This window comes from Pelosinus fermentans JBW45 (assembly GCF_000271665.2).
Classification (GTDB): domain Bacteria; phylum Bacillota; class Negativicutes; order DSM-13327; family DSM-13327; genus Pelosinus; species Pelosinus baikalensis.
This window is the reverse complement of the sequence record NZ_CP010978.1, coordinates 983,634-995,819: the sequence shown is the minus strand read 5'-3', so window position 1 is coordinate 995,819 and position 12,186 is coordinate 983,634. Positions and strand designations below refer to the sequence as shown.

Below are 12,186 nucleotides of genomic sequence, written 5' to 3'. Positions count from 1 at the left end.
TAATTAAAATGAATCAGTATTTTATTTTTAAGGAAAAACCTTCCGTATCTTGAGTGCCAATTGCAAATTAAAGCGAACTTCCGAATCGTCCAAATCCACTCCCAATAAATCCTGAATCCTCTTCAATCGATACGTCATACTGTTGCGATGAAGATATAAGAGTTGAGCGGCTTTGAAAATGTTTCCATTGGCAATGAAATATGCCTCCAACGTTTTTACAAATTCACTCCGTGTCAAGGTATCCAATTGATCAAACCTGCCTAAAATCGCCTCATAGTATTCCTTCAACTCTGGCATATCCTTTAGCTTTGTAAGAATTTGATACACCCCTAAATCCCAAAAGCAATATACCCTTGCCAGTGGATCTAAATTTCGTCCGATCTCCAGAGTCTCCTTGGCCTCACGATAAGCCAAAGGCAGCTGCCTGTAGTCTTCGCAAACCCGGCTCACTCCTACCGCAATTTCAAGCTCCGGAGCAAATCGCTGTAATTCCTGCTTGATTACCTCTACCCGCTGCATAGCCTGCTCCCGAGCGTGGCTATTGACCGTCATTGGGCAAAGAACCGTGATCCACTCCTGCTTGCAAGCTACTATTAAATCCTTTTGTTTCGCTGTTAATTGATCGATTAGTATCGCCAGATCCCGCTGTCTGCTAGCTGCCTCTTCTTGAACACTGTCGGCAAAATGCCTCCGACGATATTCCTCTAAATTAACCAATTCAATCTGGATTATGCTCCACGTCGTATGTAAAGAGATCTGTAACGATTTCGCCTGTTCTACTACTTCCTGACCTAGGGGCAGCTGCCCTTCCAGTACATGAAATAAAAAATCATTGCGCTGACGGCGGGCAACCTCTTCCTCCACTACCTGTTTATAAATGGCCATTCCGGTTACAGTAGCAGCCTGTACCAATGCCCCCCAGTCTTCTTCTCGCATTCGATGGTAATCCTCCAATACGGCGATGTATCCAAGGATTTCATCGTTGACTAAAACTGGTACCACCACCCAAGCCTGCTCGCCTTGTTTACTGAATAAGACTTCCACACGGTCCGCTTTCTTAGTCTTACGTATTTTATCAATAAAGCCTGTTCGTTCCAGATTATACAAATATTGATCCAACGTTCTTCCCACATACGCCTTTCGTTTGTGATTCTTATGCTCCTTTTCCCAAAAAGCAAAAGAAAGCAATGAAAAATTTTGATCCGCTACAATGATGGTATTGCCCATCAAATTTGCAATGGTTTGTGAAATTTTCTGCAAATTAGCACCGGAAAATGCTACTTGAGTAAGCTGCCTTTGGATTTCTTGAGAACGTCTTAAGATCGCGCTCTGCTGCAAGAAAATCTGTTCCAGGCCTTCTCTAATAATATTGGCAAACACAGCCCCCTGAGGCAATTCTACAATAGGAAATTGCAGGCGATTAGCCTCTTCAATCATTTGAGAAGATAATAGGGTCAGATAGCGGCCAGGCTCAACAACAAGTCCGGCCGCTCCGATATCTTCCATATGAGCAATCAAGGTTTCCTGCAGCTGCTCATTTTCATGAAATGCAAACCCACTGGTAAGATATAAGACTCGTGGTTTGATAAGCACATCAATATCAGGATGTTCCAGTACATCAATATATTCCACTTCCCGGATAAGTCCCCGCACACCCGCTAAGGTATGGGATAGCCTGAAGGTTGGCAATTTTAACAAATCAGCTACCTGGACAGCCACACACATCATCTCCGTCAATTCCATATTGTCCCGGGACAAGGGGACAGGTTCCCTGTCCCACTACGTCCTATCAATCACACTCTTTGAGATCCCAGTTACCCTTGCCAGTTGCCTTATCGTGACACCTTTGCGCTCTTTCATCTTTCTTATCACATCATCTCGCTGTTCTCTTTTCAGTCTTTGCAATTCACTAATTGTAACAATGCCTAATTCTTTCATATACTCTACGACCTCTTTATCCGATACACACAGCCGTTCCTCATAGTCTAAGCATGCATCCGAATTCTTCTCCTTAGTGTGGTCTTTAAATAATGCTGCCGCTTTTTTTCGATCCTCTGAAAACATATCTAATGCAAAATCAATATTGATGATACTAGGAGTACCAGTATATTCATGATAGCTGCTCCACAAGTATTTTCTTATGTCTTTAACAATTCCTGCTTTTATCGGATTTTGATGAATATATCTCAATGCCATAAGAAAATATGCATCCGTTTCTATTACTTCACTTTTAAAACGCTCCTGAAACAAATGTCCACATCTTTCATATTTTTGATTATACCAATATACATAGCTGCTGCTGATTCGTTTTATTACTTGAGATATGGATTCTTCATTTTCTCGTATCAATAAATGAATGTGGTTGTCCATCAGGCAATAACCATACAACATATAGTTACTAACCATTTTGTAATACCCCAACGTTTCAATAAACTTCTGTCGATCTTCATCATTTTCAAATATAGTTTGTTTGTTAATTCCTCTTAATATTAAATGATAGATTCCACTTCTGCTTCTCTCACGAGCCTGCCTTGGCATGATATCACCTCAACTACAGTATAGCACCTTTATTTTTCTGGGACAACGAACCTGTCCCCTCGTCCCAAGCAAGGTTATTCCCCAGTTTTATCTTTATTATAAAAATGACTCATCATTTCTTTAGGAACCATACTCCCCCCAGTGGCCCAGACAATATGGGTGGCATTTTTCATTTTAGATATAAGATTGCTTTGTTCTAAATATTGCTTGCCTTTAGATTCTGCAAATAATTTAACGGGGCCAACAAAACCAGCTAATGCAGATGGCTCAAGATAGATTCCTTCGGAATCCGCCAGTCTTTTGAGCAGTCGATACAATTCTTGATCTTGTATGGTAAAGACACCGCTAATATCCTTTTCAAGAGTCTTCCCCACAAATCCCGACGGTCTGCCAACAGCAAGACCATCTGCATCAGTCACATTGTCAATTCCAAATTCTTGAGCCGATACTTTGTCATGCAACCCCGTCATAAGCCCCAGCAGCATGGCAGGAGAGTGAGTTGGTTCTGCAAAAAAGCAATGAACATGATCATGAAATACGGTCTTTAAGCCAAAAGTAATACCGCCAGGTGCACCCCCAACGCCGCAAGGAAGATAGACGAACAATGGATGGTCTTGGTCAACAAGAATCTGCAAGTGCTCCAGCTGTTGTTTAAGCCTTTTGCCTGCAACCGCATAACCTAAAAATAGATTCTGAGAGTTTTCATCATCAATAAAGTAACTATTTTCTTCCTGTTGTGCTTGGATTCTACCTGCCTCAACGGCTTGACCATAATCTGAATCATATTCCACCACAGTAACACCTTTTTCTCTGAGCAAATCCTTCTTCCACTGTTTGGCATCTGATGACATGTGAACAACTACTTTAAACCCTAATACAGCACCCATAATACCAATACTAAGACCTAAATTTCCTGTCGATCCTACAACAATTGAATATCTGGAAAATAGCTCTCTACATTTTTCACTAGCAAGAATCGTATAGTCATCTGTTTCAACTACTATCTTTTTTTCAATTGCTATATCCTCAGCAATTTTCAATACTTCATAAATACCGCCTCGTGCTTTAACCGACCCTGAAATGGGCAGATGACTATCGCACTTAAGATATAAGGAGCCACTAATCTCTTGATTATATAACGCCATAAGCTCTTTTTTCATTTTATCAATATTCACAAGAGGCGATTCAATGATCCCCTTTGTTTCGCGAGTTTTTGGGAATATCTTTGCAATATATGGAGCAAATCTAAGAAGTCTTTTTTCTGCATCTTGGATATCAACTTCGCCTAAAATTGGGGTTATGATTCTGTCACTACAACTTACATACTGAGGGTTTGTCCAAAACACTTCACGAGTCCTGATAATCTGCTCCAACAGTGGATGTTCGCACTTCCATTCATCAATGCTTTTTCCTTGGATACTATTTTTCACTCTACATCCCCCCAAAACATATCCTTTATCTCACTTTGAAAAATGACTGTTCATTTCTTTCTATTTTTTACCATAATTATAGTATATCACCTTTAAATTTGGGGGACAATGCACCTGTGCCTATCCCAAAGAGAAGATTAAAATTTACTAAGAAAGACGGGCTGCCAAACAGTTTGGTCAATCATAACTCTATGCTTGTTTTTTGTCACAACCTGAATGAAGAAAAACTTGGGTACCTGAATCTGGGTTAAAGGGATCTTAATAATCACATCGTCTTGATATCGAATGACCGCATCAGTATATAAATTGGTATCACTCTCGCTAAAATAGACTGTATCCTTCTCCCGAATTGTTTTATTATTCTGTAGACCAAAGGCCACAATAGACACCTTATATTGATTTTGCCTGCCTATAAACCCGGGAATATGAAAATGCAGCCAAATTGTCTTACCTTGTACATAACTGTCAATGATGGATATCTTGCCTTTATACTCTAAGGCACCAATTATGCTTGTCCCCCGCGTATTCACTAAAATGGGGTCTTGATTTGACCAAGCGTTAAGACTTGCTAGATCTGACTTAGATGGTTTTTGTGCAACATAAGGAATATTGGGATCTGCAAACAATTCATTCTTGCGTATGAAACTGTGCAGCAAACTTGACATAATGGGAACTTTCGTCTGGCTTACATATTTTTTAATCGATTGCTCTTTTATAACTTCAGTGTCAGAATCAATTGGATAGGTTAGCCATTTACTATGCTGAGCCTGATACAGAGGTCTGGGCGGTAATAGCAGCGCATCCGTCTTATACCCATGTGGTATAGGAAAATCGCGGCGATGGACTAAATAGGTGTACAAATGTACCCCTGATATCCTCCCACTGCTGCTAAGTTTTGCAATGGACGCAGCAGCAAAAGCCCACCCAGCAGCATGATCAGGGTGCTCATCTGCAGGATGTGGTGCTGCTATAACATTGGGCTTAAACGTAAGCATGATTTGTTCCAAATTGTCCAGTACGGCTTGCCCAGCATAAGGAGCATTTTTCTGATAGCTATTGTTGTAAGGTGAATGATCACTGCCAGTATAGCGGGATTGATATGGTTGATCCTTATTCCAATTATCCTTCCATAGGTGGTCAAGACCTCGATCGGGATAGCCGAGAAAAAGGATCTGTTTTTCTGGTAAACCTAACAGCTGTAGGGCTTGTATTGTTTCTTTTTGACGCGTATATCCTGAATTCACATAGTCTGCACGCGTGAGAAACAAGCGATGAAATTCTTCTTCTGTAGCAATCGTAAACCCATCACCATTAGTCATAACAACGACTAAGACTTGTCCGCCTGCTTGTATCACATCATGAATCATCCCCCCGCAGCCAAGTGCTTCATCATCACAATGGGGAGCAATCACTAATAAGCGAGTCTCTTTTTGTACAATAGGCAGGGATGGAAGCTGCATATCTGCTTCAGGCTTTTCTTGATAATAGAAATAAATAGAACTAAGGCAATACAGAGCTAGAGCCACCCCTGCTGTGACAAATAATATCTTGAAAATAATCCGTGAGCGCATAATGATCCTTTCCAACATTTTATTTAAAAAGAATAAAGTTCCAAAATCATCCAGGCTAATAAATCTACTGATAAAACCTTTTTTTGCATATATGTAGCTGTAAGAGGTGGTTGCGATGTGAGAACTCTCTATATTGCCAAAAGACAAATTATCTTATGTTTGTTATTTACGCTACTGGTAATCGGCACACTGTATGCACACGATGATAGGGCTCATAAACTATCGGGCAAAGTCATTGTCGTGGATGCAGGCCACGGTGGCATTGACACTGGTGCAAATCGTTCAGGTGTTCTTGAAAAAGACATTAACCTCCCCATAGCGTTAGAGCTAAAAAATGTTCTTCATCAGTATGGCGCAAAAGTAGTACTCTCCCGTCAAGCGGATATTGAGCTTAGTCCTGAATGCGACAACGAAAAAGTCAAAGGACGCTACCATCGCGACTTGGCTGCTCGTGTAGAAATGGTCGAAGAATCGGATGCCGATTTATTTATTAGTCTTCACGCGAATGCTGCTTCTAATACCAAAAGGCAAGGCCCAGAGGTTTTTTATTATGCTAAATCAGAACCCAGTAAGTCATTAGCAAATGCTATACAAAATGAGCTCAGTAAAGTCATAAAATCCGCTCCAACCGCCAATCCTGGCAATTACTTTGTGCTGCGCCGCAACAAAATTCCTGCCGCGCTGATTGAAGTTGGCTATATTACGAATCTAGAAGAACGCTCCCTCTTACAATCACCGGAATATCAACGAAAATTAGCAGAAGCAATTGCAAAAGGTATTTATAACTATTATTAGCAGCATCACAATGAGAAATAACGACCGTTGAATCAAACTAACGTATTACTAAGGCAATGAATAGATATACTATCATTGATAGACCATCCAGAACTAAATAGACTTTAATCAGATTAACTATCTATAAAACGGGAGCGTGATTACTATGGTCAAAGGTAAAATTGATACGATGCAGGAACTGAATGCAACACTTCCTAATAAACATGAAGTAGCAGAGGAATTGGGCATACCACTAGATCAAGGTCACAATAGAGAATTAACAACTAGTCAAGTTGGTAAAATTGGTGGTCGAATCGGTGGTCAAAAAGTTAAAATGATGATTGAAATGGCTGAAGAACAAATGGCAGAAAACGCAGCTGCAGAAGCTGCCGAAGCAACCAACCATAAACAATAAGTCAATCAAAAAAGACCATCCAAGCTGGATGGCTTTTTTCATAATTAGATTTACTATCTCTATATTACTTTAAAATCCCCAACCAAAATCCAACTATACCTATTGCAAAGAGACCAAAAATAATCCAAATTGCATTCACGTTCTTCTTTAAAAGATGCATGCAAACAAACGTTAATAAAAGCGGAATAAGACCTGGCATTAACTGATCCAGGATAGTTTGAATGGTCGTTGTTGCTATTTTTCCATTCTGCATGGTAACCTGAGATACAACAACCGGTATATTCACTGATGTCCATTTATTTACGAGCGCGCCCATAACAAATAATCCTAATATGGCAGCACCTTCTGTAAGTTTTTGCAGTTTATTACCCGCTAGATCTTTTACAATATCCGTACCTTTAGCATAACCATATTTAAGACCATACCATCTAACAACTATCCGAACTACATTATAAAAAAGGAAAAACAAAAGTGGTCCACCGATACTGCCGCTAAGCGCCAATGATGCACCTAAAGCAGCTGTGAGAGGTCTAAGCGTCCCCCAGAAGATTGGATCACCAACACCGGCAAGCGGTCCCATCATGCCAACTTTGATACCGTTGATAACGCTGTCAGAAATATCCTGGCCATTCGCGCGTTGCTCTTCCATAGAAGCTGTAATTCCAACAATGGGAGCACCTGCGTATGGATGTGTATTAAAAAATTCAAGATGGCGTTTCATAGCCTTTTTTCGTTCTTCTCCTTCATAAAGCCGCTTAATAATCGGCACCATTTGAAAACAGAAACCAAGAGCGTGCATTCTTTCAAAATTAAAGGAACCTGCATGAAAATTAGACCGTAGAAATACCCAGAAAAAATCTTTTGATGTAATCTTTTGCATTATAAAATTCCCCCTCTAGTCAAGTTCATCATCACTTACTGTGCCAGCAACCGCTGCAAAGGCTTGATTCTGGTTATATTTGGGATTCAATTGGATATAAACGGCAGCGATTACCAGACCAATCACGCCGAAAGCAACCAGATTAAAGTTTGTAAATGCTGCAAATACGAAACCTAAAAAGAAAATAGGCATGAGATAAGGGGCTTTCATCATGTTAATAACCATGGCATACCCAACAACTACGATAAATCCACCAGCTACCTGTAATCCCCCTGTAATAACAGGAGGAATTGCATTAAGCATGGCCTGCATAGCGCCAGTTCCTACATACATAGCAACAAGAATAGACGGAATGGCTACGCGGAGCGCTTGTATTCCCATAGCCCCAAAATGACAAAGATCGATTCCTCTAAGATTGCCTTCTTCTGCATAGTCATCCGCTTTATGCTGGAAAAATACAGTCAGGGTTCTACATAAAATACCCAAAACTTGGCCGGCTGCAGCAAGGGGTATTGCAATCGCAATGCCTGCTCCAATACTTTGATGTCCAGCTATAACCAAAATAGTCGAAATCACCGCAGCCAAAGCCGAATCAGGTGCTACTGCGGCCCCAATGTTCATCCATCCCAATGCAATCATCTCTAATGTTCCACCAATAATAATACCTGTTGTTAAGTCTCCTAAGATAAAACCGATCAACGTACAGGCAAGAAGTGGTCTATGCATCTGAAACTCTTCTGCCATACCTTCCATACCTGCTATACACGATACAATAAAAATGGCAATAAGCTGTAAAACACTAAGTTCCATTATATTTCCCTCCATATAACATATATTGTTACAATCGTTCTCAACTATTTGATATTAGCTGTTAATGGATATTTTAAAATATCCATTAACAGCACTTTTTTATCTGAGGAGATTTTGCGAATTTCAAGCTCAACGCCTTTCTGATGAAGTGATTGAAAAGAAGCAATATCCTGCTCATTGACAGAAACGGCACTGGTAATTTGTTTCTTTCCTTCTTTAAAACTCATTCCACCAATGTTAACCGTTTTGATATCTACTCCTCCCTCCACGAGACGAAGTACATTTAGAGGATTTGAGAAAAGCAATAAGCATTTTGTATTTTCATATATAGGATTATTGTAAGCGCGAATTGCTTTATCAATATCTACTACGCTGCCCCTAATACCTGGCGGTGCAGCCTGCTTGATTAATGTAGAACGAACCGAATCTGCCGCAATCTCATCATCACAAATAATAATACGTTCACACCCTGTTACTTTGGCCCACCCGGTTGCTACCTGACCGTGAATTAAGCGATCATCAATTCTTGCCAATACAATTTGCATTATAAATCTTCCACCTCATCCTTCTCCACAGTGCTAGCATGAAACATCTGCGTACCTGCCTTACCAGCTTCTACTGCTTTACTCATCATTTCTTTGATACCAGCTCCTTCATTGACCACTTGTGCTCCTGTCATTTCAATAAGCATGGGCAGATTAACTCCTGCTACAACACCATATGTCGCATGATGAATAGCCAAACGACAAGCCACATTATATGGACTACCTCCAAAAAGATCATTGAGGAAAATAACTCCATCATCCGTATCCATTTTTTGGATGGCAGCTTCATATTTTTTCAGAATATCTTCCTGGCCTTCTCCTGGGGCCAGCGTTACGGCTCTAACATTGGTTGTTTCTCCACAAATCATTTCACAAGTCTTGATCAATTCTTCAGAAAAGTTGCCATGTGTTCCCACAATAATTGCCAACAATATAAAAATGGCCTCCTTCCTAGATAAATAAAGTAATCTCCCATCGAGTTTTTATTCTAAATTTGCATGTCTTTTAAATAAATCTTCACTCGTCTGCTTAGTATCATTCATTAACATTAAGACTAACGTATCACAAACCAGCCATGCTAATTGCTCAAATAAGGAACCTGACATTTGTATAGAAGTCAATTGAGACCCGTCTTGACTCTTCATCGATGTACCGGGCAAGGCAATAATCGTATCTGCCAGTGCGCCAATTTTATTTTCCGGAAAAATAGTAATGGTCGCCAAATGAGCTTTCAGTGATTTGGCTTTTTCAGCCATACTCACTAAGCTTGCAGTATTACCAGAACCAGACAAAAGAATCAATAGGTCATTTTCCTCTATACACGTAGTTGTTGGTTCACCAACAAAATATACATGAAACCCCAAATGCATTAACCGATTTGCAAATGCTCTTGCCACAAAACCCGAACGTCCAGCTCCTGCTACAAAAATAATATCTGCTTTATGAATGGCTGCCAGCATCTCTTGTAAATCAGCTTCCTTTACTTTTTCTGAATAAGCGGCTAATTCATGAATAATTTCTGACAAATAGATGCTCTTCATATCATCCTTTGGACCTTTCCATAGATAAATTTTGCTTCTTTCACAGGATCCAATGCATGCGTGATTCCTGATCCTACGATCACAATATCTGGCTGCAATGCTACATAATCATTAATTGTTTTGCTGTTGATGCCTCCTGCCACAGAAACTTTTGCTTTTTTAGCATGCTGTTTCATGACTTTCAAATCTTCCAATGGATTGTATCCAGCCGCTTGTTGATCTGCACCCACATGCACAGAGACATAATGCACACCGATTTCTTCCATTTCTTGAATACGCTTCGGCAAGTCGGTTATACAAATCATATCAACAACGATTTTTCCCTGGTATTTTTCCGCAGCATCTACGCAGCCTTTGACTGTTAAAATATCCGTAACCCCCAAGACAGTCACATAGTGCGCACCATCTTGCAAAGCCTCTTCTGCTTCATAATAACCAGCATCCATAATTTTCAAATCTGCCAAAATTTCTTTTTCCGGAAACCGTTCCTTCATTACACGAACGGCATGCATGCCTTCTGCAATAACAAATGGTGTGCCAATTTCGATAATGTCGATATAGTTTCGTACTTTCTCTACCAATTCTAAAGCGTCATCTAATTTGATATCATCAAGTGCTAATTGTAATTTCATTATGATTCCTCATTTCTGTAAGATGCTAAAAACAGGTCCATCTTTCCTTCCATCGTTAACATACCCATCTCATCCGGAACCAAAATAGTTTCCCCTTTACGGATGGAAACACCTTGAATACTGCCTCTGCCTTCTACACAAGTATAGAAAGCAAATCTAGGATGAGAGAACGTTCCTTTTTCATCAATTTGCAGCCTTATTAACGTGTATAAACCTGGTTCATCCCAATAACGTGTAACACGAATGCCGCGTTCAAAAGCAGATGGATATAGAACAAACTCCGTAGAACGATCTGGAACATTGACATTTCCAAACACTTCTTCTGGCTGAATGTCACGTTTTTTACCAGTGGCTGGGTCAATACGATCATAATCATATAACCGCAAGGTACAATCCGCATTTCGGGAAATATTATACGTCAATACACCTTTTCCGATTGCATGCAAGGTTCCCGCGGGAATATCAATAAATCCATCTTTTACAGCTGTAAGATATTTCAATAATCCCTTCCAGTCATTATTTCTGGTTTTTTCAATAAACTCTTCTCTGGTTTTGGCATAGTGCCCGAACTGGATCTCACCATCTTCCGGTGTATCTAAAATAACCCAGGCCTCCGGTTTTCCCCTTCCCTTATTATATTTTTTCGCAAATAGATCATCGGGATGAATCTGTATAGATAAATCTGCCATAGGATCCAATATATTTACCCGAACAGGCAGTTCTTCGGTATCGCAGTTAAACCATTCTGGTTTTACTTTATACAATGTAGATAATGTAATTCCCATTTCCGGTACTTCACAATCGCATTGATCTTTTAAAGCCACGACATTATATACTTCTCCTAAAGGTGCAATATCGGTATGATAATTAAACTCATTGATCAGACGATTTCCGCCGCCCCACATCCTTGCCTCATAAAACGGTAAAATTTTAACGATTTCTTTCATCCTTATCCTCCTGCCACTAAAGTAGTCCATATCTTTCGTAGATGCAAAGCTGAACCTTTTGATGTTAACAACCTCCTCGCGATTTTTTCAGATGTCATTGAAGACACGCGCCAACTGAGCTATAATGAAGACAAATCGCAGTCGGAACACGCTCTTGTTTCCCCTTCGATTTTTTCCTCTGGCAGCAGCATCGGTCTTGCAATGATGATCATGTCAGTGTCTTTCAGACACATTTTTAGGCAGACGTTGCCCTTGTGTGCTAGCTTATTCTGTATAAGCCCAAATTGTCCTTACCTTTATTTTTTATTATTCTTTTCTTCGGTCAGGTTTTAAAAGTTTTTCCTATTCCTTTTCCTGTTTTTTCTCATTACTAATTAGCCCTCTCGTAATTGTTCTGATCATATTTTCTTAGCATAGGAAAGATCAGAAAAGATGACTTGGCGGCAATCACGCTAACATAGTTGTAACTTTACTTGGCTATTCTCCAATTGACTTGCTTTTGTGTAAGTCCTTATTTTGTGCATTCTAAATACAACCACCTCCGTTTCATCTCACCATTTTTCGTTGGTCAACTATTGGTTGACTTTACTATATCTATTTTAGT

At 39.9% G+C, this 12,186-nt stretch carries 13 protein-coding genes; 2 read left to right on the top strand and 11 right to left on the bottom strand.

The features are described 5' to 3' along the window. Positions 1–27: 27 nt before the first annotated feature. The 4 genes from JBW_RS04195 to JBW_RS04180 form a co-directional block, all read right to left on the bottom strand. A complete protein-coding gene (locus JBW_RS04195; protein ID WP_235334133.1) occupies positions 28–1,743 on the bottom strand; it encodes a PucR family transcriptional regulator in 1,716 nt (571 codons plus the stop codon). Between the two features lie 36 nt (positions 1,744–1,779). Further along, positions 1,780–2,538 (bottom strand): transposase, encoded by a 759-nt coding sequence (locus JBW_RS04190; RefSeq protein WP_007957562.1) that lies wholly within the window; start codon positions 2,536–2,538, stop codon positions 1,780–1,782. 74 nt (positions 2,539–2,612) lie between these two features. Next, positions 2,613–3,968 carry a D-serine ammonia-lyase gene (locus JBW_RS04185; protein WP_007957563.1) on the bottom strand — a complete coding sequence of 452 codons (1,356 nt, stop codon included), beginning with the start codon at positions 3,966–3,968 and terminating at the stop codon, positions 2,613–2,615. A 137-nt stretch (positions 3,969–4,105) separates the two neighbouring features. Next, positions 4,106–5,539, bottom strand: a complete 1,434-nt coding sequence (locus JBW_RS04180) for a PIG-L deacetylase family protein (protein WP_007957564.1) — start codon at positions 5,537–5,539, stop codon at positions 4,106–4,108. A gap of 117 nt (positions 5,540–5,656) precedes the next feature. Between JBW_RS04180 and JBW_RS04175 the strand changes: the two genes are divergently transcribed. Next, complete coding sequence (locus JBW_RS04175) at positions 5,657–6,334, top strand: N-acetylmuramoyl-L-alanine amidase family protein (protein ID WP_007957565.1); 678 nt, start codon at positions 5,657–5,659, stop codon at positions 6,332–6,334. 145 nt (positions 6,335–6,479) lie between these two features. After that, a complete protein-coding gene (locus tag JBW_RS04170; RefSeq protein ID WP_007957567.1) occupies positions 6,480–6,728 on the top strand; it encodes a small, acid-soluble spore protein, alpha/beta type in 249 nt (82 codons plus the stop codon). 64 nt (positions 6,729–6,792) lie between these two features. Here JBW_RS04170 and manZ read toward each other — a convergent pair whose 3' ends face one another. Genes manZ through JBW_RS04135 form a run of 7 tightly spaced genes read right to left on the bottom strand, consistent with a single transcriptional unit; the run spans position 6,793 to position 11,582 of the window. Next, on the bottom strand, positions 6,793–7,608 hold the full coding sequence (gene manZ / locus JBW_RS04165; RefSeq protein WP_007957568.1) for a PTS mannose transporter subunit IID: 816 nt from the start codon (positions 7,606–7,608) through the stop codon (positions 6,793–6,795). 15 nt (positions 7,609–7,623) lie between these two features. Continuing rightward, positions 7,624–8,418: a PTS mannose/fructose/sorbose transporter subunit IIC gene (locus JBW_RS04160; protein WP_007957571.1), complete on the bottom strand. Its 795-nt coding sequence runs from the start codon at positions 8,416–8,418 to the stop codon at positions 7,624–7,626. Positions 8,419–8,462: 44 nt separating this feature from the next. Continuing rightward, on the bottom strand, positions 8,463–8,963 hold the full coding sequence (locus JBW_RS04155) for a mannose/fructose/sorbose PTS transporter subunit IIB (protein WP_007957575.1): 501 nt from the start codon (positions 8,961–8,963) through the stop codon (positions 8,463–8,465). Continuing rightward, complete coding sequence (locus JBW_RS04150) at positions 8,963–9,394, bottom strand: PTS sugar transporter subunit IIA (protein ID WP_007957577.1); 432 nt, start codon at positions 9,392–9,394, stop codon at positions 8,963–8,965. The genes JBW_RS04155 and JBW_RS04150 overlap by 1 nt, the downstream gene beginning before the upstream one ends. A gap of 51 nt (positions 9,395–9,445) precedes the next feature. After that, positions 9,446–10,003: a 6-phospho-3-hexuloisomerase gene (gene hxlB, locus JBW_RS04145; protein ID WP_007957579.1), complete on the bottom strand. Its 558-nt coding sequence runs from the start codon at positions 10,001–10,003 to the stop codon at positions 9,446–9,448. Further along, the gene (gene hxlA / locus JBW_RS04140; RefSeq protein WP_007957582.1) at positions 10,000–10,635 is read right to left on the bottom strand and encodes a 3-hexulose-6-phosphate synthase; all 636 of its coding nucleotides are present in this window, start codon (positions 10,633–10,635) and stop codon (positions 10,000–10,002) included. Before hxlA ends, hxlB begins: the two co-directional genes overlap by 4 nt. Next, complete coding sequence (locus JBW_RS04135; protein ID WP_007957584.1) at positions 10,635–11,582, bottom strand: class I mannose-6-phosphate isomerase; 948 nt, start codon at positions 11,580–11,582, stop codon at positions 10,635–10,637. The genes hxlA and JBW_RS04135 overlap by 1 nt, the downstream gene beginning before the upstream one ends. Between the last annotated feature and the right edge of the window lie 604 nt (positions 11,583–12,186).

What these genes read in the sequence shown, in the direction of transcription:
- JBW_RS04195 (WP_235334133.1), bottom strand. Translation starts at nt 1,743, where the DNA reads ATGGAATTGACGGAGATGATGTGTGTGGCTGTCCAGGTAGCTGATTTG.
- JBW_RS04160 (WP_007957571.1), bottom strand. Translation starts at nt 8,418, where the DNA reads ATGGAACTTAGTGTTTTACAGCTTATTGCCATTTTTATTGTATCGTGT.
- JBW_RS04170 (WP_007957567.1), top strand. Translation starts at nt 6,480, where the DNA reads ATGGTCAAAGGTAAAATTGATACGATGCAGGAACTGAATGCAACACTT.
- manZ (WP_007957568.1), bottom strand. Translation starts at nt 7,608, where the DNA reads ATGCAAAAGATTACATCAAAAGATTTTTTCTGGGTATTTCTACGGTCT.
- hxlA (WP_007957582.1), bottom strand. Translation starts at nt 10,635, where the DNA reads ATGAAATTACAATTAGCACTTGATGATATCAAATTAGATGACGCTTTA.
- JBW_RS04180 (WP_007957564.1), bottom strand. Translation starts at nt 5,539, where the DNA reads ATGCGCTCACGGATTATTTTCAAGATATTATTTGTCACAGCAGGGGTG.
- hxlB (WP_007957579.1), bottom strand. Translation starts at nt 10,003, where the DNA reads ATGAAGAGCATCTATTTGTCAGAAATTATTCATGAATTAGCCGCTTAT.
- JBW_RS04190 (WP_007957562.1), bottom strand. Translation starts at nt 2,538, where the DNA reads ATGCCAAGGCAGGCTCGTGAGAGAAGCAGAAGTGGAATCTATCATTTA.
- JBW_RS04155 (WP_007957575.1), bottom strand. Translation starts at nt 8,963, where the DNA reads ATGCAAATTGTATTGGCAAGAATTGATGATCGCTTAATTCACGGTCAG.
- JBW_RS04135 (WP_007957584.1), bottom strand. Translation starts at nt 11,582, where the DNA reads ATGAAAGAAATCGTTAAAATTTTACCGTTTTATGAGGCAAGGATGTGG.